The organism is Streptomyces sp. NPDC017991 (genome assembly GCF_044328075.1).
Taxonomy (GTDB): Bacteria; Actinomycetota; Actinomycetes; order Streptomycetales; family Streptomycetaceae; genus Streptomyces.
This window is the reverse complement of record NZ_JBIRGP010000033.1, coordinates 1-25,238: the sequence shown is the minus strand read 5'-3', so window position 1 is coordinate 25,238 and position 25,238 is coordinate 1. Positions and strand designations below refer to the sequence as shown.

General features: G+C 69.3%; 23 protein-coding genes and 1 riboswitch. Of the genes, 7 read left to right on the top strand and 16 right to left on the bottom strand.

The genetic code is table 11. The annotated features are described in order from the left end of the window. Positions 1–91: 91 nt before the first annotated feature. Positions 92–1,138 (bottom strand): EamA family transporter, encoded by a 1,047-nt coding sequence (locus ACH4DZ_RS44345; protein WP_398295443.1) that lies wholly within the window; start codon positions 1,136–1,138, stop codon positions 92–94. 153 nt (positions 1,139–1,291) lie between these two features. Further along, positions 1,292–1,816, bottom strand: a complete 525-nt coding sequence (locus tag ACH4DZ_RS44340; protein ID WP_398295441.1) for a Clp protease N-terminal domain-containing protein — start codon at positions 1,814–1,816, stop codon at positions 1,292–1,294. Between the two features lie 197 nt (positions 1,817–2,013). Between ACH4DZ_RS44340 and ACH4DZ_RS44335 the strand changes: the two genes are divergently transcribed. Together ACH4DZ_RS44335 and ACH4DZ_RS44330 are read left to right on the top strand one after the other, a co-directional pair. Beyond that, positions 2,014–2,202, top strand: coding sequence for a hypothetical protein (locus ACH4DZ_RS44335; protein WP_398295445.1), 189 nt, complete (start codon positions 2,014–2,016; stop codon positions 2,200–2,202). A 232-nt stretch (positions 2,203–2,434) separates the two neighbouring features. Next, a complete protein-coding gene (locus ACH4DZ_RS44330) occupies positions 2,435–2,863 on the top strand; it encodes an SRPBCC family protein (protein ID WP_398295439.1) in 429 nt (142 codons plus the stop codon). A 128-nt stretch (positions 2,864–2,991) separates the two neighbouring features. Here the strand turns inward: ACH4DZ_RS44330 and ACH4DZ_RS44325 are convergent, their stop codons facing one another. Further along, complete coding sequence (locus ACH4DZ_RS44325; protein WP_398295437.1) at positions 2,992–3,651, bottom strand: PadR family transcriptional regulator; 660 nt, start codon at positions 3,649–3,651, stop codon at positions 2,992–2,994. Positions 3,652–3,823: 172 nt separating this feature from the next. Between ACH4DZ_RS44325 and ACH4DZ_RS44320 the strand changes: the two genes are divergently transcribed. Continuing rightward, positions 3,824–4,642 (top strand): PhzF family phenazine biosynthesis protein, encoded by an 819-nt coding sequence (locus ACH4DZ_RS44320; RefSeq protein WP_398295435.1) that lies wholly within the window; start codon positions 3,824–3,826, stop codon positions 4,640–4,642. 124 nt (positions 4,643–4,766) lie between these two features. On the opposite strand, the gene ACH4DZ_RS44315 is transcribed toward ACH4DZ_RS44320, so the two are convergent. Beyond that, positions 4,767–5,567: a CPBP family intramembrane glutamic endopeptidase gene (locus ACH4DZ_RS44315; protein WP_398295433.1), complete on the bottom strand. Its 801-nt coding sequence runs from the start codon at positions 5,565–5,567 to the stop codon at positions 4,767–4,769. 196 nt (positions 5,568–5,763) lie between these two features. Between ACH4DZ_RS44315 and ACH4DZ_RS44310 the strand changes: the two genes are divergently transcribed. Further along, on the top strand, positions 5,764–7,533 hold the full coding sequence (locus ACH4DZ_RS44310; RefSeq protein WP_398295431.1) for a substrate-binding domain-containing protein: 1,770 nt from the start codon (positions 5,764–5,766) through the stop codon (positions 7,531–7,533). A 40-nt stretch (positions 7,534–7,573) separates the two neighbouring features. Here the strand turns inward: ACH4DZ_RS44310 and ACH4DZ_RS44305 are convergent, their stop codons facing one another. Continuing rightward, a complete protein-coding gene (locus tag ACH4DZ_RS44305; RefSeq protein WP_398295430.1) occupies positions 7,574–9,094 on the bottom strand; it encodes a glutamate--cysteine ligase in 1,521 nt (506 codons plus the stop codon). 680 nt (positions 9,095–9,774) lie between these two features. Between ACH4DZ_RS44305 and ACH4DZ_RS44300 the strand changes: the two genes are divergently transcribed. After that, entirely contained in the window at positions 9,775–10,365 is a 591-nt protein-coding gene (locus ACH4DZ_RS44300) for a hypothetical protein (RefSeq protein ID WP_398295428.1), read from the top strand. Positions 10,366–10,765: 400 nt separating this feature from the next. Beyond that, the gene (locus ACH4DZ_RS44295) at positions 10,766–10,969 is read left to right on the top strand and encodes a DUF5999 family protein (RefSeq protein ID WP_107018633.1); all 204 of its coding nucleotides are present in this window, start codon (positions 10,766–10,768) and stop codon (positions 10,967–10,969) included. Positions 10,970–11,141: 172 nt separating this feature from the next. Here ACH4DZ_RS44295 and gcvP read toward each other — a convergent pair whose 3' ends face one another. Continuing rightward, on the bottom strand, positions 11,142–14,027 hold the full coding sequence (gene gcvP, locus ACH4DZ_RS44290) for an aminomethyl-transferring glycine dehydrogenase (RefSeq protein ID WP_398295426.1): 2,886 nt from the start codon (positions 14,025–14,027) through the stop codon (positions 11,142–11,144). Positions 14,028–14,211: 184 nt separating this feature from the next. Then, a riboswitch (glycine riboswitch) is annotated at positions 14,212–14,307 on the bottom strand. A 104-nt stretch (positions 14,308–14,411) separates the two neighbouring features. Here gcvP and ACH4DZ_RS44285 point away from each other — a divergent pair. Next, positions 14,412–14,786, top strand: coding sequence for a PRC-barrel domain-containing protein (locus tag ACH4DZ_RS44285; RefSeq protein ID WP_398295423.1), 375 nt, complete (start codon positions 14,412–14,414; stop codon positions 14,784–14,786). An 80-nt stretch (positions 14,787–14,866) separates the two neighbouring features. On the opposite strand, the gene ACH4DZ_RS44280 is transcribed toward ACH4DZ_RS44285, so the two are convergent. The 10 genes from ACH4DZ_RS44280 to ACH4DZ_RS44235 all read right to left on the bottom strand — a co-directional run bounded on the left by ACH4DZ_RS44280 (position 14,867) and on the right by ACH4DZ_RS44235 (position 25,042). Further along, positions 14,867–16,315, bottom strand: coding sequence for a DNA polymerase IV (locus tag ACH4DZ_RS44280; RefSeq protein WP_398295421.1), 1,449 nt, complete (start codon positions 16,313–16,315; stop codon positions 14,867–14,869). Between the two features lie 82 nt (positions 16,316–16,397). Next, entirely contained in the window at positions 16,398–17,030 is a 633-nt protein-coding gene (locus ACH4DZ_RS44275) for a MerR family transcriptional regulator (protein WP_398295419.1), read from the bottom strand. A gap of 214 nt (positions 17,031–17,244) precedes the next feature. Further along, entirely contained in the window at positions 17,245–17,718 is a 474-nt protein-coding gene (locus ACH4DZ_RS44270) for a bifunctional nuclease family protein (protein ID WP_006123076.1), read from the bottom strand. Between the two features lie 99 nt (positions 17,719–17,817). Then, positions 17,818–18,552, bottom strand: coding sequence for a MerR family transcriptional regulator (locus tag ACH4DZ_RS44265; protein ID WP_398295416.1), 735 nt, complete (start codon positions 18,550–18,552; stop codon positions 17,818–17,820). A 43-nt stretch (positions 18,553–18,595) separates the two neighbouring features. Next, positions 18,596–19,567 (bottom strand): FHA domain-containing protein, encoded by a 972-nt coding sequence (locus ACH4DZ_RS44260; protein WP_398295414.1) that lies wholly within the window; start codon positions 19,565–19,567, stop codon positions 18,596–18,598. A 61-nt stretch (positions 19,568–19,628) separates the two neighbouring features. Next, a complete protein-coding gene (locus ACH4DZ_RS44255; RefSeq protein WP_398295412.1) occupies positions 19,629–20,495 on the bottom strand; it encodes a DUF881 domain-containing protein in 867 nt (288 codons plus the stop codon). Positions 20,496–20,500: 5 nt separating this feature from the next. Then, complete coding sequence (locus ACH4DZ_RS44250; protein ID WP_046587749.1) at positions 20,501–20,833, bottom strand: small basic family protein; 333 nt, start codon at positions 20,831–20,833, stop codon at positions 20,501–20,503. Then, positions 20,830–21,732 carry a DUF881 domain-containing protein gene (locus ACH4DZ_RS44245; RefSeq protein WP_398295410.1) on the bottom strand — a complete coding sequence of 301 codons (903 nt, stop codon included), beginning with the start codon at positions 21,730–21,732 and terminating at the stop codon, positions 20,830–20,832. The genes ACH4DZ_RS44250 and ACH4DZ_RS44245 overlap by 4 nt, the downstream gene beginning before the upstream one ends. 92 nt (positions 21,733–21,824) lie before the next feature. Further along, positions 21,825–24,320 carry a sugar phosphate nucleotidyltransferase gene (locus ACH4DZ_RS44240; RefSeq protein WP_398295408.1) on the bottom strand — a complete coding sequence of 832 codons (2,496 nt, stop codon included), beginning with the start codon at positions 24,318–24,320 and terminating at the stop codon, positions 21,825–21,827. 89 nt (positions 24,321–24,409) lie between these two features. Further along, positions 24,410–25,042: a CDP-alcohol phosphatidyltransferase family protein gene (locus ACH4DZ_RS44235; RefSeq protein WP_107018623.1), complete on the bottom strand. Its 633-nt coding sequence runs from the start codon at positions 25,040–25,042 to the stop codon at positions 24,410–24,412. Positions 25,043–25,238: the final 196 nt, after the last annotated feature.

The following is a 25,238-nucleotide window of genomic DNA, read 5'->3' as shown; positions in this document are numbered from 1 at the left end:
AGTACGAGGCCCTGCGCCCGGCACGCCGAGAGCACGCGCCTGACGCCGCGAGGCCGCCCTCCGGGCGACGACGGGAATTGCCAGACAGGCCCTAGCCGGCGCTACCCCGCTCGGACAGCCGCTCCCTCTCTACGCCCTCCGATGGGCCGTCCGAGGGGCCGTCCGCGCCGCGCACGCCGTGTGCCACCGGGGCCTGCGACCCCTTCGCGGGCGCGGACGTCTGCGCGATGAAGGCACCGCACAGCACCACCACTCCGCCGATGATCTGGGGCGCCGACAGATGCTCCCCGAGCAGGACCCAGGCAAGCACGGTCGCGATGACCGCCTCCAGGCACGCCACGACTCCGGCCACCTGGGGCGAGAGCCTGCGCACCGCGAGGACGCCGGTCACGTAGGCGAGGACCGTCGCGATCAACACGATCCACCCCAGGAGCAGCGAGGCGGCCACGGTCGTCCCGTCCATGTCCGCACCGCCCCCGAGGACCGCCCAGTCCATGCCCCACGGCCGCGCCACCAGCGTCAGGACGAGCGCGCCGACGAGCAGCCCGTACGCGATCACGCCGAGCGGGGCCGGCGCCTCCTCCCCCGCGTCGCCGCCCTGGTCGGACAGGATGAAGTAGCCGACCTGGCAGCACGCGGCGCCGAGCGCCAGCAGCAGCCCCAGGACGTCGAAGCTCAGCCCCGCCCACACTTCGACGACACAGGCGAGACCGCCGACGGCCAGGACGACTCCGAGGGCCGCGGCACGGGTGACGGGCCTGCGCTGCACGAACCGCACCCACCCGAGGACCAGCGCGGGCGCGAGGTACTCGACGAGCAGCGCGACGCCGACGGGTATCCGGGAGATGGAGGCGAAGTAGCAGGCCTGGACACCGGCGACGGCCAGCAGTCCGAACCCCGCGAGCAGCGCGGGGCGCTCACGCACCAGGTTCCGGTGGCGTACGGCCAGCGGCAGCATGACCAGCGCGGCACCCGCGACACGCAGCCACACCACGTGCAAGGGGTCCAGGCCTGCCTCGATCAACGGTTTGGCGGCGACGCCGGAGCCCCCGAAGGCGACCGCCGACCCGAGCGCGAGCCCCAGGCCGACGCCTCTGCCACGGTGTCCCCGACTGATCTCCGACGTATGCACCGGCACATGATGACAGGCGACGACATGAGCGTCACCCCCGTTGACACCTGTCTCAACGAATGGACACGCGCCCGGACGCGCCAAGATCACGAGCGGCTCGGACTCAGGCCTCCGGACCCCGGACCCGTTACGCCACGCCGTAGACCCCGCCCGGCCCCGCTACGCCACGCCGTCGAGGCGCGCCAGCAGCTCCCGCACATCGACCCCCGCGCGTCCCAGCACTTCCACGGCCCGTGACTCGGGTTCGGCGACGAGCGCGGCGAGCAGGTCGACGCCGTCCGCGAACGGTTCACCCCGCCGCACGGCTCGTTCGTACGCGTCCGCCATGACGCCGGCCGCCACCGGCGACCACCCGTCACCGGTCACCGTCGGTACGGCACCGGAGTCCTCGACGGAACTCTGCCAGCGGAGGCCGTAGCCGATGCTGCGCTGGACGAGGTAGCCGAGCAGCCGGGCGACCTGCGGGCCGCTCTCGAAGGCCTCGCGCACCTCGGGGTCCGACTCCAGGAGCGTATGCAGCAGGTGAGCCGTGTCGATCTGCCGGTCACCGTCCCGCAACGCCCTTCTGCGCGCACTCGCGACCATCGCCGCCAGCTCGGCACTGAGGTGGGCCTCGACGTCGGGGCCCACCGGGCCGCGCTCGGCGGCCTGCTGGTGGGGACTGTGGGGAATACGGTGTTGCACGTCTCCCACCTCATCAGCCCGCCGGCATCCGGTCATCCTCGTAAGGAAGCATTTCCGCGTCCGACACAGGGTGGGCACCGGTGTCCGGCTCCTCCTCCTTACGGATGACATCACGCTGTTTTCCCAGCGGCAGCGCGCGCCGCCTCGCTACGCGCCCCTGGCGCAACCGTGTCGCTCCGGCGCTCGTCCACACCGGCATGGAGAGCAGGTGCTGGCTGGTGGCCCTGCCGTCGGTGGACGGCAGACAGTACGTGTACCGGGTCTACGCGCCAGAGGACGCGCTGCTCGCCGACCTGTTCTGGGAGGCGTGGCACTGCCACGACGAAGGGCCCTTCCCGCGCGCGTGGGACCTGTTCGACGCGGCGGTGATATGGCGGACGGGCTGAGCCGAGCCCCCGCCCCCGTCCCTGCCGCCGGCACGGGGCAACAGAGCCGCAGGAGCGCGGAACCATGTCTCCGCAGTCCCTGAACTCTTCCAGTACCTGCCCCTCCAGTCCCTGAACTCCTCCAGTACCTGACGGTTCATCAGTATTGAATGTTCACGTCTCTACGGCTACGTTCCGCGACACCGTAGCCAGCTGCGCCCGGCGCAGCGCCCGAGACCAGGGGGGTGGCCGCATGGCCGAAGTCAGCGCGGAAGCACGGATCGAGGCGCCCGCCGAGAAGGTCTGGGCGCAGCTCATGGACTTCTCCTCGTACGGCGAGTGGAACTCCACCCACACCAGTTTCCCCAAGGGCGGCCCCGAGACCCTCGAAGTCGGCGGCACCTTCGAGGAGAACATGAGGCTCATGGGCTTTCCCGCCGAGGTCACCTGGACCATCGAGGAACTGGAGACGGCCCGCACGCTCGCGATCCGCGGCAAGGGGCCCATGTCCGTGACGGTCGCCACGCGCTACACCCTGATCCCGGAGGGGGGAGCCACCACGGTCCGTATAGACGGCGAGTTCACGGGCGCCGCCGTCTCACTGATGGCGGGCAAGCTCAAGGACTCGGCGACCGCGGCCCTCAACGAGTCCCTGCGCAAACTGAGCGGGCTCGTCTCCTGAAGGACCCCCCGCCACCCCCACACACATTTCCACACGCACGCAGCCCCCACTCGGTCCCCCAGCCACACGGGGGGTACCTCGAAACCGAGGTACCCCCCTTGCCACGGCCCGTTCGGCCGGGCGCGCCATCAGTCCTCGTCGGCGAGGATCAGATACAGCTTCTTGCGTGATTCGTTGATGACCGCCAGCGCCTTCTCGCGCTGCTCCTTGCTGCCGGTCTTCCAGACCTGCCCGAACGCCTCCATCAGACCGAAGCCGGCCTGCCGGATGTCGCTCAGCGCCTCCCAGTCGACCCCGCGCCCCGCGTCCTCCCAGGGTGCTTCCGGGCCCTCGTCAGCCGCGGCGCGACCCTCCTCGGTCAGCGAGAACAGCTTCTTGCCGCCCTCGGTCGCACTGCTGATCAGACCTTCGTCCTCCAGCAGCTGCAGGGTGGGGTACACCGAGCCGGGGCTGGGCTTCCACGCCCCGCCGCTGCGCTCGGCGATCTCCTGGATCATCTCGTAGCCGTGCATGGGCCGGTCCTTGAGCAGGGCCAGGATCGACGCGCGCACATCACCGCGCCGCGCCCTGCCGCGCGGGCCGCCCCGGCCTCCGCGCCCGCCCCAGGGGCCCGGACCGAAGCCGGGACCACCGAAGCCGGGCCCGAAGGGACCGAAAGCCCCGCGTCGGCCTTCGAAGCCGCCCTCACCGGGACCGCCAGGACCGCCGGGGCCACCCCGGCCGCGTCCACGGCCATGTCCATGACCGGGGCCGAAGCCCGGTCCGTATTCCTCTCCATGGGAACGCATCGCAATCACTCCATTCCATCGTTGATCTGTCGCGATGCGTCAACGATATATCGGAATAGCTCGCCCGGCAAGACCGGAGCGACACCAGGCCGACAGGACGACCGCAGAAGAGAGCCGCCGACTCCGAATTGGCCTTGGCCCGCGCCCGTGAGCAGCGCCTACCGTCTGGCGCATGCGGATTCGTATCGTCGACGCCTTCACCGACCGCCCCTTCGCCGGCAACCCGGCCGGGGTCCTCCTCCTCGACACCTCGGCGTCCTTCCCGGACGACGCCTGGCTGCAGAACGTGGCCCTGGAGGTCAACCACGCCGAGACGGCGTTCGCCCACCCCCTCCCGGAGGGAGGCGAGGCCGACTGGGCGCTTCGCTGGTTCACCCCGGCCGCCGAGGTCGCGATGTGCGGCCACGCGACACTCGCCACCGCTCATGTGCTGGCCACCACAGGAGCCGTACAAGGGCCCGTACGGTTCGCGACGAGGAGCGGCGTGCTCATCGCCACCCCGGGGGACGACGGCTCCATCACACTGGACTTCCCGACCGCCCCGCTCACCGCGGTCGAGACCCCGGCGGGCGTGGCCGAGGCCCTGGGCGCCGAGCCGCTCACCACCCAGGACACCGGCCCGAACATCGGCGACCTGCTCGTCGAACTCGCCGACGAGAAGACGGTCCTGGGCCTGAACCCGGACACCGTGGCCCTGGGGCGCTACTCCGAGCGCGGCATCATCGCCACGGCCCGTGCCGAAGATCCCTCCCGAGGCTACGACTTCGTGTCCCGCTGCTTCTTCCCGAACATCGGCATCGACGAGGATCCGGTCACCGGCAGTGCCCACACGGCCCTCGCCCCGTTCTGGTCCGAGCGCCTGGGCCGGACCGAACTCACCGGCCTCCAGGCCTCGGCCCGCTCCGGGCGCGTCCGTACGGAACTCCGGGGGGAGCGCACCCTGCTCTCGGGCCGCGCGGTCACCGTGATCGAGGGCGACCTGCTCGTGTGAGCAGCGCGAATCGCCCCCGGAACGGACGGAGGGGCGTACGACTCACCCGTACGCCCCTCCGCGTGCCCCACATGGGCCGCGTGCCCCGCATGAGCCACGTGCCCCGTGTGGGCACACTCGCCGCTCACCCGGTGGGCAGCCACCCGACCTTGCCCGCCAGCAGCGCGTATCCCACGAACGCCCCGATGTCGAGGAGCGAGTGGGCGACCACCAGCGGCCCGATCCGCCCCCATCGGCGGTAGAGGTAGACGAAGACCACCCCCATCACCATGTTGCCGATGAACCCGCCGATGCCCTGGTAGAGGTGGTACGAGCCGCGCAGCACCGAGCTGGCCACCAGGGCGGTGACCGGGGTCCAGCCCAGCTGGCCGAGTCTGCGCAGCAGGTACCCGACGACGATGACCTCTTCCAGGATCGAGTTCTGCAGCGCGGAGAGGATCAGCACCGGGTACTTCCACCACACCTCGGGCAGCGCCTCCGGCACCACAGTGAGGTTGAACCCGAGTCCGCGCGCCGCCAGATAGAAGGCGATGCCCGTGCTGCCGATGACGGCGGCGACCCCCGCTCCGCGGGCGAGGTCGAACCACGGGCGCGTGCGGTCGAACCCGAGCGTGCGCAGCCCCTTGCCCTCACGGATCAGGAAGTGCGCGACGAGGGCGACCGGCACCAGCGCGGACGCGATCCCGAACAGCTGCCAGGCCAGATCGAGCCAGGGACGGCCCGGGGCGGCCGAGGCGTTGAGCGTGGCCGCCTGGTCCTTCAGGCCTCCCGGCCTGGTGACCGAGCCCACAAAGCTGATCAGCGCCGAGACCCCGCTGGCCCCGAGCGAGACTCCCAGTACGAGCAGCGTCTCGTCGCGGAGAATCCGCCGTCCGGGCTGTCCCTCGGCAAAAGAATCAGCCACCGGCTCCTGCCCCACCTGCACTCATGCCTCCAGTTGCGTAATCCCGCCTCATCCCCGTCCTCGCCCCGCTAGGGTCTCGAAAGAAGTTGCGAAGATCGGGCGTGACAGGCCGTCAAGGGACGGACGCCATGTGGGGTGCACTTTCCTTGTGCCATACCATTCGGCCATTTCACCGTTTCAACGGCTCCGGGCTCGATCAGGGAGGGGCACCACCGCCATGGGACGTCACAGCTTGCCCGACGGGTTGCGCAGAGGCGGCACCGGCCCCCGGTCACGGCCGCGGCACCGCAATGTGGCGCTCGCGACCGCCATGGTGACGATCCTCGCCGGCGGGACCGTCGCCGCGATCGACGGCGGCCTGCTCTCCTTCGGCTCGTCCTGCTGGGACAGCACCGTACGGCTGAGGATCGCCGCGGCTCCCGGCATCGCGCCCGCGCTCAAGGACGCGGCCGACTACGCCCGGGACAACGACGTGACGTCCGACGGCAGCTGCCTCGACGTCCGTGTGACCGCCCAGGACACCTACGAGTTCGCCGACGCCCTCCGGTCCAAGCGGAAGAGCGCGGGCGACTTCGAGGCGTGGGTGCCGGACTCGGGCGTGTGGGTGGACAGGGTCGTCGCGGACAACCAGTCGCTCTCGGTGACACCGGCGGGCAATGTCGCCTCCTCACCCATCGGTGTCGCCATGGTCCCGTCGGCCGCGAAATCCCTCGGCTGGCCCAGGAAGACGTACTCCTGGACCGAGCTGGCCGGGGTCACCATGACGAGCGACCGCCTCAAGCTCGGCGCGGGCGACCCCTCGCGGAGCGCCACGGGCCTGCTCGCGCTGACCCAACTGGCGCAGACGGCCGGCAAGTCGAAGGACGGCGGCACCTTGGCGGCGGCCACCGCCAAGGCCCTCTCGCAGCGCACCTCCGACAGCGACGGCCAGGTCCTGGACACCCTGCCGCGCGACCTCTCCGGCACCGAGCAGGGCAACCCGAAGCGCAACCAGGCGCTGATCCTCTCCGAGCAGGCCGCGTTCGCGTACAACGAGTCCGCGGACAGCGGCGACGATCTCGACCTCTTCTATCCCAAGGACGGCGCACCCCGGCTCGACCATCCGTTCGCGCTGGTCGACGAGCCCAACCTGACCACGGACGAGAGCCGGGCCGCGCTGCGGTTCATGACGCTTCTCGGCGAGCCCGACGGGCGCAGGATCCTGGAAAAACACGGCTTCCGTACGGACGAGGACGAGACCCCGGCCGCGCTGGTGGCCGAAGCCGGCGGCCGTGCCCCGCAGCCGTACCGGGAGGTGCCCGAGAAGCCGGCCACGGACAAGGAGATCGAGGAAGCCCTCGGCATGTGGACCATCACGGTGCAGAGTGCCCGTCTCACCACGGTCGTCGACGCTTCCTCGTCCATGTCGGACCCGGTGCCGGGCACCAGCGAGTCCCGGATGGACGTGACCAGGGCGGCGCTGCTCCAGGCCCTCGCCACGTTCACCCCGGAGGACGAGATCGGGCTGTGGAAGTTCTCCAGGAGGATCGACGGCAAACGCGACTACCGCGTCCTCGTACCGACCGACCGGCTCGGCGACCAGGTGGGCGGCAGCAGCCAGCGCGAGCGGCTGTCGGCGGCCTTCAGCGACCTCAAGCCGGTCAAGGACGGCGCGACCGGCCTGTACGACACCACGCTGGCCGCGTACAAGGAGGCCGTGGCCTCCTACACGAAGGGCAAGTTCAACGCGTTGGTGCTGCTGACCGACGGGGTGAACCAGGATGCCGGGAGCATCTCGCGCGCCGGTCTGGTCGCCGAACTCCGCAAGATCGCCGACCCGGAGCGCCCGGTGCCCCTGATCGCGATCGCCGTGGGCCCGGAGGCCGACAAGAAGGAGCTGAACGAGATCGCGGAGGCGACCGGCGGCTCGGGACACCTGGTCACCGACCCGTCCCAGATCCACGCGGTGATCCTGAAGGCCGTGGTGAAGGCGGGCAACACGGGCTGACCCGCCCTCGTCCGCTGACCCGCCCTCACGCCGAGGGGCCTCACCCCAGTGGAACCGCCGGCTCCGGCAGCCCGACCGGCCAGGTGTGCACCGGCTCACCGAGGTGCATCAGCTCGCTGTACCGCTTCGTCGTGGCGGCCAGCGCCGCATCCCGCCCCATGTTGCTCTCCAGAGCCCGGTGGAACGTACGGGACTGCCAGGAAGCGCCGTTGACCCCTCGCTTGCACCGCTCCTCGATCACCCCGAGGTAGAGGTCGCGGTCGGCCGGCTCGATGCCCCACGCGTCCAGCCCCGCCGCCGCGAGCGGCAGCAGTTCGTCGCGCACCAGCTGCACCCCGGGCACGCGCGTGACACCGCCGTACCTGCCGCGCCGCGGCCACTCCAACTGCGCGTCGATGCCGTACCGGCAGGCCTGTTCGAAGTTGGCTGCCGCGGCCTCGAAGGGCAGCCGCGTCCAGACCGGCCGCGCCTCCGCCGCGAGGGCGCGCACGAGCCCGTAGTAGAAGACCGTGTTGGCGACGACGTCGATCACCGTGGGGCCCGCGGGCAGCACACGGTTCTCGACCCGCAGATGCGGGACGCCGTCGTCGATGCCGTACACCGGGCGGTTCCAGCGGTAGACGGTGCCGTTGTGGAGCACGAGTTCGGCGAGGCTCGGGATGCCGCCCTCGTCGAGGACGCGCATCGGATCCTCTTCGTCCCGCAGCGGCAACAGGGGAGGGAAGAAGCGCAGGTTCTCCTCGAAGAGGTCGTACGCCGAGGAGATCCACCGTTCGCCGAACCAGGTGCGCGGTCGCACCCCCTGTGCCTGGAGCTCGGGCGGGCGGGTGTCCGTGGACTGCTGGAACAGCGGCGGCCGGGACTCGCGCCACAGCTCGCGGCCGAAGAGGAACGGTGAGTTGGCGCCCACGACGATCTGCGCCGCGGCGGCGATCTGCGCGGCGTTCCACACGTCGGCGAACCGGTCCGGTGTGACCTGCAGATGCAACTGCACAGAAGTGCAGGCCGCTTCGGGCGCGATGGACGCCGAGGTGCACTTGAGACGTTCCACGCCCTCGATGTCCAGGGTGAAGTCCTCACCGCGGGCCGCGACGATCTGGTCGTTGAGTAGCGTGTAGCGGTCCACGTCCGAAAGGTTCGCGGAGACCAGGTCGTCACGGGCGAGGGTCGGCAGAATACCGATCATCACGATTCCGGCATCGACCTCGTTCGCCTTCCGGTGGGCGTACGCGAGAGAGGTGCGCAGTTCCTCGGCGAGCCGGTCGAATACCCGGCCTTCGAGCCGGTGGGGAGCAATGTTGACTTCCAGATTGAACATGGCGAGTTCTGTTTGGAAATCGCGGCTCGCGATGCGTTCGAGTACTTGCGCATTCATCATTCTCGGCATGCCGTCGGCACCGGCGAGATTCAGCTCGACCTCCAGGCCCATGAGATTCTTGGGACGGTCGAACCGCTCCTCCGCCAGCAACCGCGCCAGCCCCTCCAGGCACTGCTGAAGCTTTTCTCGGTACCGTCGGCGGTCGGACAGACCGATCGTCCCCGCCACGACCTTCTCCCCCATCGAAGCTTCCCTTCCCTCCTCGACCGGGCCGCCCGAAGAACCGGCCACCGGTGTTCCGGGTCACGGGGGATGATGCCCAGGCAATGTGATCGATAACGCCCCGGACCTGCCCCCCGGGCACTACTCTGAAACTCGGCTCTCGTCGGGCACATTCACTAGGCATGAGGCACCGCGTTTTCCTAGACGGTCGACCCTGTCGTGAAAAACGCCGACGAGAACCGGCCGTCCACTTCGGAAGAGTATTCCGAGGTCATCGACGGGTACCCGCCGAGAACCAGGATCAAACACACGTATCGGCGACCTAATTGCCTCTTGCACTTAATGCGCGGAACAGGTAGCTGAAACACGGCCTGAACACGTGTCGTATAAACTCCGCGAACGAGGCAGAGAGTTGGCGCTCGTGGTCGCAGGGCCTGTCGTCGAGGTGACGGCGTTAACCCGAAGGGCGGCCCGTGCGGCGTCCTGTGCGTGCGATCGCAAAGTCGCCGGAAGGATCCTGTAGCGGAGCGAGGCTACCGGAGCCTTCCGGCCTCTCGGCGAGCACGCGTGCCGGACACCGCGCGGCAGGCATCACTTCGGCGACAGGCCCTATGCCCCCGCCCCTTTGACCCCGAGAGCTGACAGCGCCGTCCGCCCCCGCCCCCGCGCCACCATGCCTGTCGAATGAGAGGCGACCCACCATGCCGCTGCACGTCCCTCCGGCTCCCGCGCCGGCATTGCGCACCGTCCTCACGGCCCTCGGTTCCCCGACCGCGGTCCGTGAAGCCCGTACCCCGTCCCTCCGCGACACCCAGGGACCCCTCACCGCCGAACTGCCGCTGCCCGTCCACGTACTCGACCGCATCACCCCCGCGGGTACCTCGGCCACCCGGCTCGCCGGATGGCGCTTCCTCATCCGGTGCCACGAACGCGCGGTGGCGGGCGCGGAAACCAGGCTGACCCCGGACGGCTGGGCCTTCTCCCACTTCTTCGAGGGCCCGTACGTCACCGCGACCGAACGCGCCCTGCGCCAGGCGGAGACGATGCAGGGGGCGTACCAGCCACGTCTGCTCTCGGTACCCGGGCTCTACATGCTCACACTCTGGCTGCACGGCGACCTCGCAGCCGACGGCACGGAGGGTCACCTCGCCGCCACCGACCTGCTGGTGCCGCTGGCACCCGCCCCACCCGGTATCGCCGCCCACCGGCCGCACCGCGTGGCCGAACTGCTGCCCGTCCTGACGCACCGGCTGGCACCCGCGGCCACTCCCCTGCTCGGCTCACCCGCCTGAGCCCACCTTGGTTCCACTGCCCCGCGGCCACCACCCCGGCCGCGGGGCACATCTCTGTGCGCCCACCGATGAAGAGGGCAGAGGGAAGAACTTGGGGAGGGTGTCGCTCGGAGTGACACGTGCGAAACGCAGCGCACTCCCGGCCCGTCCGGACTAGCCCCATCCGACCATTGCGAACCACCCGAAGGGACACCCCAGTTGGGATGAACCGTCCGCACGGGTGATGCGTCATCAACCTGTGAGGAGCGCTGGCGTCAAATCCCTGCGGATTGACGCCCATAGGGCAACACTGGGTTCCGGACCATCTGACAAACGGGGGGCGGCAATGGACACCAGTTCGAGCCGCGTAACAGACAACACATCGAGCACCGACCTCACACCGAAGCGAAAGATCCCATCAATGTGCCAGCACCAGCGACCGTGCCCGACAGCCGACTCCGCCGACCGGGAGGCAGCGCTCCTCGTGGCGCACCACCCGGAACAGGGTTGGAGCCTGCTGTGCAACGGCGTCCTGCTCTTCGAGGACACCGGTGAGCTCTTGCCGGACGGCCGGATCATCGCGCCGCACCGGCCTCTGGCCCTTGATGTGATGACCGCCGCCTGAACGGCACGGCGCAGCACGGGCGACGGGAACGGGCGGCGAGGCAGACCGTCCGGAAGCAGGCCCGCAACAAGACGCACAAGGTCGGAACAGAACGCGGAACAAGACGCACACCAAGAGGGGCCGGCCCCGGGAAGCACTCCCGGAACCGGCCCCGACGCATGTCCGGGCGCGACTACTCCTCGTAGGCGTCCAGCGGCGGGCAGGAGCAGACCAGGTTCCGGTCGCCGTACGCCTGGTCGATCCGCCGCACCGGCGGCCAGTACTTGTCGGCGGCCGAGACCCCGGCCGGGAACACGGCCTCCTCGCGGCTGTACCCGTGCTCCCACGTGTCGCCGAGCGCGCCCGCCGTGTGCGGGGCGTTGCGCAGCGGGTTGTCGTCCGCCGCCCACTCCCCCGAGCCGACCTTCTCGATCTCCGCGCGAACGGCGATCATCGCGTCGCAGAACCGGTCGAGTTCGGCCAGGTCCTCGCTCTCGGTGGGCTCGATCATCAGCGTGCCGGCCACCGGGAACGACATCGTCGGCGCGTGGAACCCGTAGTCGATGAGCCGCTTGGCGACGTCGTCGACGCTCACACCGGTCGCCTTCGTGAGCGGCCGCAGGTCGATGATGCACTCGTGCGCCACGAGCCCGCCGGGACCGGTGTAGAGGACCGGGAAGTGCGGCTCCAGGCGCTTGGCCACGTAGTTGGCGCTGAGCACGGCGACCTGCGTGGCCCGCTTGAGCCCTTCCCCGCCCATGAGCCTGACGTACGCCCACGAAATGGGCAGGATGCCCGCGGAGCCCCAGGGAGCGGCGGAGACCGGGCCCACGCCCGTCTCCGGCCCCGCGGCGGGCTGCAGCGGGTGGTTCGGCAGATGCGGCGCCAGGTGCGCGCGCACGCCGACGGGGCCGACGCCCGGCCCGCCGCCGCCGTGCGGGATGCAGAAGGTCTTGTGCAGGTTGAGGTGCGAGACGTCGCCGCCGAAGTGCCCCGGCTTGGCGAGCCCCACCAGCGCGTTGAGGTTGGCGCCGTCCACGTAGACCTGCCCGCCCGCCTCGTGCACCTGCGCGCAGATGTCGGCGACGTGCTCCTCGAACACCCCATGGGTCGAGGGGTACGTGATCATCAGCACGGACAGCTCGTCACGGTGCTGCTCGATCTTGGCCCGCAGGTCCTCGACGTCGATCTCGCCGTCCCCTGCGGTCTTCACGACGACGACCTTCATCCCGGCCATCACCGCACTCGCGGCGTTCGTGCCGTGCGCGGACGACGGGATGAGGCAGACCGTGCGCTGCTCGTCACCGTTGGCCCGGTGGTAGCCGCGGACGGCCAGCAGACCGGCCAGCTCGCCCTGCGAACCGGCGTTGGGCTGGAGCGACACCTTGTCGTAGCCCGTCACCTCGGCGAGCCGCTCCTCCAGCTCACGGATGAGCGTGAGATAGCCCTGCGCCTGCTCGGCGGGCGCGAAGGGGTGCAGCTGACCGAACTCGGGCCAGGTGACCGGCTCCATCTCGGTGGTCGCGTTGAGCTTCATGGTGCACGAACCGAGCGGGATCATGCCCCGGTCGAGCGCGTAGTCGCGGTCGGCGAGGCGGCGCAGGTAGCGCAGCATCGCGGTCTCCGAGCGGTACTGGTGGAAGACCGGGTGCGTGAGGTACTCGTCGGTGCGCAGCAGCGGGGCCGGCAGCGTGTCCTCGGCCGTCCCGTCCAGTGCGGCCACATCGCCGTCGACGCCGAACGCCGACCAGACGACACTCAGTTGGGCCCGTGTGGTCGTCTCGTCGCAGGACAGGGACAGATGGTCCGCGTCCACCAGGTGAAGGTTGACCCCGCCCTGGCGGGCGGCGGCCAGCACCTCGGCGGCCCGGCCCGGCACCCGCACGGTGAGGGTGTCGAAGTACGCCTCGTGGACGACCTCGACCCCGCCCGCCCGCAGACCGGCGGCAAGGATCGTGGCGTACCGGTGAGTACGCCGAGCGATGCCCTTCAGACCCTCGGGACCGTGGTAGACGGCGTACATCCCCGCCATCACCGCGAGCAGCACCTGGGCCGTACAGATGTTGCTGGTCGCCTTCTCACGGCGGATGTGCTGCTCACGCGTCTGCAGGGCCAGGCGGTACGCCTTGTTGCCGTCCGCGTCGACCGAGACGCCGACGAGCCGCCCGGGCAGGCTGCGCGCGAACTTCTCTCGTACGGCCATGTATCCGGCGTGCGGTCCACCGAAGCCCATCGGCACACCGAAGCGCTGTGTCGTACCGACGGCGATGTCGGCGCCCAGCTCACCGGGCGGGGTGAGCAGCGTCAGGGCGAGCAGGTCGGCGGCGACGGTGACGACCGCGCCCAGCTCGTGCGCCTGCTCGACGACGGGCCCCAGGTCCCGCACGGCGCCGGAGGCGCCGGGGTACTGCAGGAGTACGCCGTTGATCTCACGCTCCGCGAGCCCTGCGGGGATGCCGTCGCTCAGGTCGGCGACGACGACCTCGACGCCGGTGGGCTCGGCGCGGGTCTCTATCACCGCGATCGTCTGCGGCATGGTGTCCGCGTCGATGAGGAAGAGACCCTTCTTGTTCTTCCCCATGCGCCGCGACAGCGCCATGGCCTCGGCGGCCGCCGTACCCTCGTCGAGCAGCGAGGCCCCGGAGGTCGGCAGTCCGGTCAGCTCGGCCACCACGGTCTGGAAGTTCAGCAGAGCCTCAAGCCGCCCCTGCGAGATCTCCGGCTGGTACGGCGTGTAAGCCGTGTACCAGGCCGGGCTCTCCATGACGTTGCGCAAGATGACGGGCGGCGTGAACGTCCCGTAATAACCGAGCCCGATCATCGAGTCCAGCACCTGATTGCGATCCGCGAGGGAACGCAGCTCGGCCTGTACCTCGGCCTCGGTGCGCGCGCCCGGCAGTTCGAGCGCGTCGGCGTTCTTGATCACATCCGGCACCGCGGCGGCCGTCAGCTCGTCGAGCGAGCCGTACCCCACCTGCGCGAGCATCTTGGCGCGGGCCTCGGAGTCGGGCCCGATGTGACGCTGCTCGAAGGGGATTCCCTGTTCGAGCTCGGAGAGCGGAATACGTTGGGCGGTCATTGCGGAGGCCTCCTGGTCTGACGACCTTCGAGGGGCACCACTGTGCGGGTGCCCGAACGGCCTCCCCCTCTGTCATCACAACCTGAGAGCTTCACCGGCTCGCCGCGAGGGCGCACCGGCTTTCACCGTCGGTGAGAGCGGAGCCCGTCGAAAACTCGAACACCGCTCTGCTTTCCAGAGTGACCTCGTCCATGCGGTACGTGTGCCTGAGAGATTCCGGGGAGGATTTGCTCCTTCGGCGCCTCCGTTGAAGCCTGGAGGACTCTCCCGCACGGGGTCAGCAGCCGTCGCCCAGCCTACCAGCGGGGTTCCCTCAAGTGGCCGTCCACCTCAAAGTGCTCTTTCGTAGTGCTTACGGATGAGTTGCGAGCAGCTGGAGGGCCCGTGCAGACCGACATCGATCCGCGCAACCTGATAGGCCGCAAGGCGTTCGACCGCACCGGCACGAGGATCGGCACCGTCGACGAGGTCTACCTCGACGACGCGACCGGCGCACCGGAGTGGGCGGCCATACGCACCGGCCTGTTCAGCCGGGACGCCTTCGTCCCCCTGGAGCCCAGCGAAGTGGTCGACGAATCCCTGCACGTCCCCTTCGAGCGCTCCCTGATCAGGGACGCCCCCGACTTCGATGTAGGCCGCCACCTCTCCCCCGAACAAGAACTACAGCTCTACCACCACTACGGCCTGGACGTATCCCCCCCACCCCCCTTCCCAGACCGAAACTTCGGCCACACAGCCACCAAAAAAAACCCCACCTGACAACCCAGTCCTCCAGGACCTTCAGGGGCGCGGGAAACGGCGCGACCAGCCACAACGAACCCGCACCCTCAAACGCACCCTCACCCCTCCCCCTCCCCAAGCGCCGCAGGCAACCGCACAGGCGCAACCAGCGGCAACGGCTCCGCCCTCTCCAGCCCAGGGTCATCGACCCGAAACGTCTTCACCCGCCCCGGCGCGGAATCCGGCGTCTCGAACCGCACAGTCACCCTCCCCAGCCCACTCCCCTGCACCCACCCGTGTCCGAACTCGACATGCCGAACATCGTGACCCGCCCGCCACTGCCGCTCAGCCGGCGGCTCCGGCTCGGGTTCCGCAGCCACCTCGTCCCCAGGCTCCGGTTCCGACTCCGGCCCGAGCACCGCCGACCCCCCCGCGGCAGCGCCCTGCGCCCCAGCCTGGGCCTGGGCCTGGGCTTGAGCCTGCGCCTGCGCCTGCGCCTGCGCCTGCGCGAACAGATCCTCCTGCGTGTAGTCGGCAAGCCCGGTCACCCCGACCCCCAGCAACCGCACACCCCCCGTGGTGTCCACCGCCTCCAGCAACCGCGCGGCAGCCTCCCGCACCACGGCCGGGTCGTCCGTAGGCCCCCGCAACGTCTCGGACCGCGTCAGCGTCGAGAAGTCGTACCGCCGCACCTTCAGCACGATGGTCCGCCCCGAAAGATGCGCACCGCGCAGCCGCTGAACGCACCGGTCCGCAAGCCGCTGCACCTCCATCCGTACGCGCACCCGGTCATGGATGTCCACGTCGTACGTGTCCTCGACGGACACCGACTTGGTGTCCCGCTCGGCCACCACGGGCCGCTCGTCGCGGGCCAGCGCCATCGCGTACAGGGCGAGGCCGTGGGCCTTCCCCAGGAGCCGTACGAGTTCGTCCTCACCCGCCTCCGCGATCTCCCCGACCGTGCTGATCCCGCCCCGCCGCAGATGGTCGCCCGTGGCGGGCCCCACGCCCGGCAGGATGCGTACCGGCATCGGCGCGAGCAGCGCCCGCTCGGTGCCCGGCTCTATCAGTACGAGCCCGTCCGGCTTGGCCTGCTCGGAGGCGATCTTCGCGAGCATCTTGCAGGCCGCAAGACCCACGGAGCCGGTCAGCCCCGTGACGGCCCGGATGTCGTCGCGCAGCTTCTTCCCGGCGAGCAGTGCCGATCCCTCGTTCCAGGCCGTCCCCCCGGCCTCCAGATCGACGAACGCCTCGTCCAGGCTCAGCGGCTCCACCAGCGGCGACAGCTCCCGCAGCAGCCTCATCACCTGCTCGCTGATCTGCCGGTAGAGACCGAAGCGCGGCACGAGATACGCGGCGTTCGGTGCCAGGCGGCGGGCCTGCGCCATGGGCATCGCCGAATGCACCCCGAAGACCCGCGCCTCGTACGAACAGGTGGAGACCACGCCACGCGGACCGAGGCCACCCACGATGACCGCTTTCCCGCGCAGGCTCGGCTTGGACGCCTGCTCGGCCGAGGCGAAGAAGGCATCCATGTCGAGATGCAGGATGGTGGGCGTGGTTCTCACAGATCCGATGCTGCCCTACGCCACTGACAATGGCCCCGGCCCATCGCCCGCCGAGCGCGGCGGGACCGCCGGCACGCCCGCCTCAGACCGCCCGGTTGCGGCGCCGGGCCAGCTCGTCCGCCGGATTGACCCCGACGAGCGTCTCACCCGTGTCCACACGCTCTCCGTGCAGCTGTGAGAGCGCGCTCTCCACGTCCCGCCACACCACGCCCACAGCGATGCCGAAGATGCCCTGGCCGCCCTGCAGCAGGGCGTGGACCTCGGCGGGCGAGGAACACTCGTAGACCGTCGCGCCGTCGCTCATCAGCGTCATCCGCTCCAGGTCGCAGGCCCCCCGCTCCTTGAGGTGCTGAACCGTGGTGCGGATGTTCTGCAGCGAGACCCCCGTGTCGAGGAACCGCTTGACGATCTTCAGGACGACCACGTCCCGGAAGCTGTAGAGCCGCTGCGTCCCCGACCCGTGGGCGGGCCGCACGCTCGGCTCGACCAGCCCGGTCCGGGCCCAGTAGTCCAACTGCCGATAGGTGATCCCCGCGGCCGCGCAGGCCGTGGGCCCGCGATAACCGATCTCCTCGGACGCCACCTCGGCGCCCCCCGGCACCACCGTCGGCCGCTGTACGTGATCGGCCGCGCTGCTGTGAAGCGGGTACGGGCCGCTGTCCCCCAGACCGCGTCCGGGAGCACCCCCAGCCGTACCGTCGCCGCTGCTTCTCACGCCGACCTCCGTCCTTGACCTGCCTTCTCGACGTTAGGCAGTCACCAGGGGCTCGTCAACGATCGCCACACTCGGCACGCCGGGTGATAATCACCCTAGGAGTGGTTTCCCGTGCCCCACCGCGGGGAAAGGCTAGCCGAATGCTCTCGTGGCGGCCGTCGCACGGCCCGTCGCCCGACGGTCCCGGAGGGTCACCGACCGGTCTTTCGCACCGTCACTGGCTGTTGGTCCCGAAGTCCTCGGGCGAGATCTGGTCGAGGAACTCGCGGAACTTCTCCACCTCGTCCTCCTGCTCGTCCGGAATCGCGATGCCGGCGTCGTCCAGGACACCGTCGCTGCCGTAGATGGGCGTCCCGGTCCGCAGCGCCAGCGCTATGGCGTCGGACGGCCGCGCGCTGACCTCCACTCCGCTGGCGAACACCAGCTCCGCGTAGAAGACGCCCTCCCGCAGGTCCGTGATGCGCACTTCGGTCAGCTCCTGGCCGACGGCCTCCAGCACGTCCTTGAACAGGTCGTGGGTCAGCGGTCGCGCGGGGGCCATGCCCTGCTGCGCGAAGGCGATCGCCGTCGCCTCCCCCGGCCCGATCCAGATGGGGAGGTAACGGTCGCCTCCCACTTCACGCAGGAGCACGATCGGTTGGTTGGAGGGCATTTCGACCCGGACACCTACGACGTCGAGCTCGTTCACACAGCAACCCTAGGCCGTGCCCGGCACCTTTGGGTAGTCGAGCACGGAATGGGTGCCCTATCCCACGTTCCGTGTCCGGCGTCCGCGCGGGTCGCCGGGTCAGGGAAGCCGCACCCCGAGGGCCGACTGCACCAGGGCGGCGTGCAGCTTCACCGCGAGTCCCGCCAGTTCCTTGGTGCGCGCCTGGGCGTGTGCCCTGGTCTGCGGGTTGCGGTGGAGCCGCAGGGGTGCCACGACCTGGTCCACCAGACCGGCCTCGCGGTCGGCGGCGGCCTTCACGGCGCGCAGATGCCGCGGCTCGATCCCGAACCGCCCGAGCTCCAGGACCAGTCCGGCGACGGTCACCGCCTCCGCGTCGTACGCCCCGTCCGGCAGCGGAGCGATGAGCCCGTACGACTCCCACTCCGCGAGCTCCTGCTCACCGATCTCGGCGGCGGCCAGCAGCTCGGCCCGCCCGATGCGGGCGACGACGGGCTCCTCCGGCTCGCTCAGTGGCTCTCCGTCGCGCTGACGCCCCACGGAGGGCAGCGGGGCCGCCTCTCCGCGTCCCATGGCGTCCAGGTGCTCACGGATGACCTTCAGGGGCAGATAGTGGTCCCGCTGCATCCTCAGGACGTGTCCGAGGCGCTCGACGTCGTCCTCGCTGAACTTGCGGTATCCCGAGGGGGTGCGCTGCGGCTCGATGAGGCCCTCGGACTCCAGGAAACGAATCTTGGAGACGGTGACCTCGGGAAATTCGTCACGCAGCACGTTCAGCACCGTGCCGATGCTCATCAGCCCGTGGTCCGTGGCGGCGGCGCCGTGTCCGGCACCGCCGCTCGGTGTTCGAAGCATGGACCTTCCCTGGGGGTCTCCCCGGACAAAGTCTGGGGGAGGGTCAGATGCCCCGCTGGCTCGCGTAGAAGACCAGCCGGTACTTGCCGATCTGCACCTCGTCACCGTTCGACAGGGGTACCCGGTCGATGCGCTCCCGGTTGACGTACGTGCCGTTGAGGCTGCCGACGTCCGCCACCGTGAACGAACCGTCGGGCTCACGGCGGAACTCGACATGGCGCCGCGACACGGTCACGTCGTCCAGGAAGATGTCGCTCTGCGGATGACGGCCGGCGGTTGTCAGATCGCCGTCCAGCAGGAAGCGGCTGCCCGAGTTGGGCCCCCGCCGCACCACCAGGAGCGCCGAGCCGAGCGGAAGGGCGTCGACGGCGGCCTGCGCCTCCGGAGACAGCATCGGCATCTGCGTCTGACCGGTGGCCTCGGCGTCGTACGCCTCAAGACCGGAGATGGAGATCGTCGAGGTGGTCTCCGACGGTCGCTCCGGGGTCGCCCCGGCCCGCAACGGCGCACCACAGTTGGAGCAGAAGCGGCTCGCCTCCGCGTTGCGGTTACCGCACCTCGTACACACCAGGGCCGACATGGACGGATCCTCCTGCCGCGGCTGCCCCGCCGGGGTATTGGACGCGTACGGGTCGGAGCCGAAACCTCCACCCGCACCTGAGGTTGACGGATCCCCGAAACCTATGCGCCCCGCCTGGGCAGGGTCAACAGACGGCGCGCCCTGACCACCGGAAATGTCACCGGGCGGCCCACCGACCTGGTCCCGGAACAGCGGGCGGTCTCCCTGCTCCTCGGCTTCCGAGGGGCGCGGTGCGCGATGCCGGGCAGTGGCGTTGTCGCTGCCCTCTCGTGCGCTCTTGCCGAACAACTTCGCAAACAACTTCACGGGCGATTCCCCTTGACCGAAACAGACCCGCCCGTGGGGCAGGACGAACCCTGATTGCACACACCGGTCGAGCCGGACACCCTCACAACGTCCGTATCCACCAGACAGTTTCCACCACGCACCACCCATTCGGTGCGTCGACCCCCCGCAAGCTCATGCCCTCGGAGAGCCACCTCCAAGCGCCCCCGGTTCACTGGGAGGACGACTGAGCGTAGTCAGGCCGCTCGGCGGGTCGCAAGGCGTCCACGACGATCTTGTCCGAGCGGTCCACCGTGACAGTGGCCTGCTCCTTCTCCAAAGTCTGCACCACTCCGCCAGGGATGTTGAGCGCCGGTTCGAGGTCCTGGGGTTTGCCGATGACCTTGAAACGATACGGGGAGCTGATCTTGTTCCCGTCCACGGCGACTCCCCCGCTCACATCCGTCAGATAGGTGCCTGCGACGATTCGTACGCCGTTGACCTGGATCGCCTCCGCACCCGCCGCACGGAGTTCCTGGACCGCGTCGAGCAGCATGTCCGCCTCGACCGCCCCCTTCCCGTCATCGATCGTCAGCGTGATGCCGGGGCCCTGCGCCGCCACGGTGCCCGCGAGGATGCCGAGTTGTTTCTCCTTCTCGACCGTCTGCTTGCGGGCCTCCTCGGCCTGGTCCGAGCTGTTCTCCAGCTCGGTGCGCTGATCCTCCAGCCCCTGCTTCTCCTCTTCCAGACGCTGGGTACGGTCGTCGAGTTCATCGAGGATGCGTACGAGGTCCTCCTGGCGTGCGCCGCGCAGGGCGCCGTCGCTGTCGCTGTTGGACGCGACCTGGACGGCGAGGCCGAATCCGAGGCCGAACAGCAGCAGCGCGACGATGAGTTGCGCGCGGGACACCCGCGGCGGCCACAGCCCCATCACCAGCCGCTGACGGCCGGTGGGGCCGGCCGGCCTGCTCGGTTCCTGCTCGGCACGCTCGGCGCCGGGCTCCGACGCCTTCTCCGGAGCCTTGGCCGACACCTCGTCGGGCAGTTCCTCGCGCAGCGGGTTCTCGCGGGTTCCCGGCGTCTCGTCGTTGCTGCTCATCCGCCTCACGCCCGGAAGACGTGCCGGCGGATCGCCGCGGCGTTGGAGAAGATGCGGATGCCCAGGACGACCACGACACCTGTGGACAGCTGGGCGCCCACGCCCAACTTGTCGCCCAGGAAGACGATCAGCGCCGCCACCACGACGTTGGACAGGAACGACACCACGAAGACCTTGTCGTCGAAGATGCCGTCGAGCATCGCCCGCAGACCTCCGAACACGGCGTCGAGCGCCGCGACGACGGCGATCGGAAGATAGGGCTCGACCATCGCCGGAACCTCGGGCCGGACCAACAATCCAGCCACGACTCCCACAACGAGGCCCAGTACGGCGATCACGATGTGCCTTTCTCTGTGCTCGGTTGCGCTGTTCGTACAATCACACTCGGCGCTGCGGGCAGCCGGACCTCGTCCTCGGCGGAGATACTGGTCCTGATCCCGAAGTTCTTGTGCAGGGCCTGCAGATACTGCCCGTCCCCGCTGTTCTGGAACTTGGTGCGCAGCCGGTCCCCGTCCCCCACGGCCAACACCGTGTACGGGGGCACCAGCGGCTTGTTGTCGACCAGTATCGCGTCACCCGCGGCCCTGATCGCGGACAGGGCCGTCAGCCGCTGTCCGTTGATGGTGACGGCCTCGGCGCCCGACTCCCACAGCCCGTTGATGACACGCTGCATGTCCCGGTCACGTACGCGTCCGGTGTCGGAGAAACCCGAGGTCTCACGCGCGTCCCCGTCACCGGCGTGGTCGGCTTCCTTCGCGTCGTCCACGACGAGTTTCACACCGGGACCGTGCACTTCGAGGGCTCCGGACAGGATGCCCACCAGTTCGCCCTGGTCACCGCCGTGCTTCTTCAACGCCTCCCGCTGCCGGGCCCCGACATCGTCGCGGAGCTCGTCGATGGCGTCCTCAAGGTCCTCGGCCGCCGACGTCTCGCTGTCGATGCGGTCGATGAGTTCCTCGCGCTCCTTGGCGACGACCGGAGCCGCTATCCGCGCCTGCGCCGCGCCCACGGTCACCAGCAGCGCCGCGAGCACCAGACCGCCCGCGAGACCGAGCTTCGCCGACAGCTTCTTGGGCATCCCGCCCGCGCCTTCGGCCTTCCGCCGGGCAGCGGCCTCGGCGTACCCCTCGTCGAGACTGTGGTCCATGACGTTGGTGAGCAGCGACATGGACGCGTCCGGGCGCGGGGGGCGCGTGGGGGTGCTCCGAACGGGGGGCTGCTGCGGCATGCCGCACATCGTCGCACGTCGCGACCTGTAGCTCCGAACGGCCCCACCGGCGTGCCGGACAGGCCCGATTCGGGGCACTGTCCGGCACGCGCGTGTGCTGCTCAGCGACCGGCGCTGTCCACCACGGTCGACCACTCGTCGAGCAGTGCCTGCGCCGAGGCGTCGTCGGGCCCTTCGGCCCACAGGTGAGTGACCGCCTCCGCCGGATCGGGCAGAACCATCACCCAGCGTCCGTCGGTCTCCACGACACGCACCCCGTCGGTCGTGTCGACGAACCGGTCACCGGCCGCTTCGACCACGCGCCGCATCACAAGACCCTTGACGGCCCAGGGAGTCGCGAGATCGCGCTTGAGGACATGAGCCCGCGGAATCCGCGCGTCGATCTGACTGAGCGTGAGCTGCGTCCGTGCCACCAGACCGAGGAGCCGGACGAAGGCAGCCGTGCCGTCGAACACGCTGCTGAACTCGGGCACGATGAACCCGCCGCGCCCGTCGCCGCCGAAGATCGTCGACTCCTCGCGCCCGACGCGCGTCAGATCGTCCGGAGACGTCGTCGTCCAGTCGACCTGCGTCCCGTGGTACGCCGCCACCTGCTCGGCGATCCTCGTGGTGGTCACCGGCAGCGCCACGCGCCCGCTGCGCCGTTCGGCCGCCACCAGGTCGAGCATGACGAGCAGCGCCCGGTCGTCCTCGATGATCCGGCCCTTCTCGTCGACGAGCGACAGACGCTCGCCGACCGGGTCGAACCGCACGCCGAACGCGGCCCGCGCGGAAGCCACGATCTCACCGAGCCGCACCATCCCGGACCGACGGGTGTCCGCCGTCTCGGTGGGACGCGACTCGTCGAGCCCCGGGTTGATGGTCAGCGCGTCGACCCCGAGCTTGCCCAGGAGGCTGGGCAGCACCAGTCCGGCACTGCCGTTCGACGCGTCCACCACCACCTTGAGTCCGGCGTCGGCGATCCCGGTCGTATCGACATTCCTGAGCAGGGAGCCGGTGTACGAGTCGAAGACGCTGGCCGGGAAGTGCAGATCCCCGATCTCACCGGGGAACGCACGCCGGTACTCCTGCCGGGCGAACACCCGGTCGAGCTTGCGCTGGCTTCCCTGGGACAGGTCCGCCCCGTTCCCGTCGAAGAACATGATGTCGACCGAGTCGGGCACCCCGGGCGTCGTACGGATCATGATTCCGCCGGCACTGCCCCGCGCGGTCTGCTGCCGCGCCACCGGCAGCGGCACGTTCTCCAGGTCCCGTACGTCCATGGCGCTGGCCTGCAGAGCGGAGATGACCGCCCTCTTGAGCGCGCGCGCACCTCGGGAGTGGTCACGGGCCGTCGTGACGGTGGACCCCTTCTTGAGAGTCGTCGCGTACGCCCCGGCCAGCCGCACGGCCAGCTCGGGCGTGATCTCCACGTTGAGGATCCCGGTCACGCCACGGGCTCCGAAGAGATGGGCCTGGCCGCGGGACTCCCAGATGACCGAGGTATTGACGAAGGCGCCGGCCTCGACGGTCTTGAACGGGTACACCCGCACGTTGCCCTGGACGATCGATTCCTCGCCGACGAGGCACTCGTCCCCGATGACGGCGCCGTCCTCGATACGCGCCGCCCGCATGATGTCGGTGTTCTTGCCGATGACACAGCCACGCAGGTTGCTGTGCTGGCCGATGTACACGTTGTCGTGCAGTACGGCCTTGTGCAGGAACGCGCCGGTCTTCACGACGACGTTGGAGCCCACCACGGTGTGCTCGCGGATCTCGACGTCGGCCTCGACCTTGGCGTAGTCCCCGATGTAGAGCGGCCCTCGCAGCACGGCGTCAGGGTGGACCTCGGCGCCCTCGGCGACCCAGACTCCGGGCGATATCTCGAAGCCGTCCAGCTCGACGTCGACCTTGCCCTCCAGGACATCGGCCTGCGCCTTGACGTAGCTCTCGTGTGTGCCGACATCTTCCCAATAGCCCTCGGCGACATAGCCGTAGATCGGCTTGCCCTCCTTCATCAGCTGAGGGAAGACATCGCCGGACCAGTCGACGGAGACATCGGCCTCGACATAGTCGAAGACCTCGGGCTCCATGACATAGATGCCGGTGTTCACCGTGTCCGAGAAGACCTGACCCCAGGTCGGCTTCTCAAGAAAGCGCTCGACCTTTCCCTCGTCGTCGACGATGGTGATGCCGAATTCGAGAGGATTGGGAACGCGGGTCAAACAGACCGTTACCAGCCCACCCTTTTCCTTGTGGAAGTTGATGAGGTCGGTGAGGTCGAAGTCGGTCAGAGCATCGCCGGAGATCACGAGGAACGTGTCGTCCTTCAGTGCCTCTTCGGCGTTCTTGACACTGCCGGCAGTACCGAGTGGCTTCTCCTCGTTGGCATAGGTGAGCTCCATACCAAGCTCTTCACCGTCACCGAAGTAGTTCTTGACCAGCGAGGCCAGGAACTGGACGGTGACGACGGTTTCGTTGAGCCCATGCCGCTTGAGCAGCCGTAGCACATGCTCCATGATCGGGCGATTGGCCACAGGCAGGAGCGGCTTGGGCATGCTTGAGGTCATGGGGCGAAGGCGTGTGCCCTCGCCGCCGGCCATCACGACGGCCTTCATGTCGGAAGCGTCCTCCTTGAAGAGACGGTCTAGCCGACTTCACCCGTCAGATTGTCCCGCACATTCTCGCTGCGGGCCATCGGAGACCTCTACGGCCGCCCATTGGGCGGGCTCAGTCGGCCATGGTTGTCCGCACGAACAAGGCGGCGGACCTGAACCACGTAGAGGATCCCTGCCCACCAATACAGAGTTGTACCCCATCCGGCGAACGCCCATCCGAAAATCGCAGCGAGTGACGCAAGCCATCCACTTCCGTCACTGAGCAGCAACAACGGGAAGGCGTACATCAAGTTGAACGTCGCAGCCTTCCCGAGGAAGTTCACCTGTGGCGGCGGATAGCCGTGCCGCCTGAGGATGCCCACCATGACGAGCAGAACGAGCTCGCGCGCCAGCAGCACACTGGTCAGCCACAGCGGCAGGATCTCGCGCCAGGTGAGCCCGAGCAGGGTCGAGAGGATGTAGAGGCGGTCGGCCGCGGGGTCCAGCAGCCGGCCGAGGCCGCTGATCTGGTTCCAGCGCCGGGCGAGCTTGCCGTCCAGATAGTCGCTGATACCGCTCAGCATGAGCACCAGAAGCGCCCAGCCGTCGCTGTTGGGCCCACCGAACTCCGGCCTGAGGATCAGCCACAGGAAGAGCGGTACGCCCGCGAGGCGCGCCATGCTGAGGATGTTCGGGATGGTGAGGACCCGGTCTGTCTGGACGCGGGTCTCCTGGACCTCCACCCGGAGCCTCCTGTGGGAACGAGCCAACGTTGCCCCCTGACCTTACCCTCAGGCATCTGCCCGCAGCGCCAAGGGGTTCCGGGTAATCCTGCCCCACAAAACAAAAAAGCCCCCGCACCGAAGTGCGGGGGCTTTCCTGTAATATTTGTTCGGCGGCGTCCTACTCTCCCACAGGGTCCCCCCTGCAGTACCATCG

Excerpts from the sequence above, each read along its gene's own strand:
- ACH4DZ_RS44300 (WP_398295428.1), top strand. The coding sequence starts at position 9,775 with ATGCCGCTGCACGTCCCTCCGGCTCCCGCGCCGGCATTGCGCACCGTC.
- ACH4DZ_RS44305 (WP_398295430.1), bottom strand. The coding sequence starts at position 9,094 with ATGGGGGAGAAGGTCGTGGCGGGGACGATCGGTCTGTCCGACCGCCGA.
- ACH4DZ_RS44240 (WP_398295408.1), bottom strand. The coding sequence starts at position 24,320 with ATGAAGGCCGTCGTGATGGCCGGCGGCGAGGGCACACGCCTTCGCCCC.
- ACH4DZ_RS44325 (WP_398295437.1), bottom strand. The coding sequence starts at position 3,651 with ATGCGTTCCCATGGAGAGGAATACGGACCGGGCTTCGGCCCCGGTCAT.
- ACH4DZ_RS44310 (WP_398295431.1), top strand. The coding sequence starts at position 5,764 with ATGGGACGTCACAGCTTGCCCGACGGGTTGCGCAGAGGCGGCACCGGC.
- ACH4DZ_RS44295 (WP_107018633.1), top strand. The coding sequence starts at position 10,766 with ATGTGCCAGCACCAGCGACCGTGCCCGACAGCCGACTCCGCCGACCGG.
- ACH4DZ_RS44335 (WP_398295445.1), top strand. The coding sequence starts at position 2,014 with ATGGAGAGCAGGTGCTGGCTGGTGGCCCTGCCGTCGGTGGACGGCAGA.
- ACH4DZ_RS44265 (WP_398295416.1), bottom strand. The coding sequence starts at position 18,552 with ATGCTTCGAACACCGAGCGGCGGTGCCGGACACGGCGCCGCCGCCACG.
- ACH4DZ_RS44260 (WP_398295414.1), bottom strand. The coding sequence starts at position 19,567 with ATGGGTGGTGCGTGGTGGAAACTGTCTGGTGGATACGGACGTTGTGAG.
- gcvP (WP_398295426.1), bottom strand. The coding sequence starts at position 14,027 with ATGACCGCCCAACGTATTCCGCTCTCCGAGCTCGAACAGGGAATCCCC.
- ACH4DZ_RS44245 (WP_398295410.1), bottom strand. The coding sequence starts at position 21,732 with ATGTGCGGCATGCCGCAGCAGCCCCCCGTTCGGAGCACCCCCACGCGC.
- ACH4DZ_RS44330 (WP_398295439.1), top strand. The coding sequence starts at position 2,435 with ATGGCCGAAGTCAGCGCGGAAGCACGGATCGAGGCGCCCGCCGAGAAG.
- ACH4DZ_RS44255 (WP_398295412.1), bottom strand. The coding sequence starts at position 20,495 with ATGAGCAGCAACGACGAGACGCCGGGAACCCGCGAGAACCCGCTGCGC.
- ACH4DZ_RS44320 (WP_398295435.1), top strand. The coding sequence starts at position 3,824 with ATGCGGATTCGTATCGTCGACGCCTTCACCGACCGCCCCTTCGCCGGC.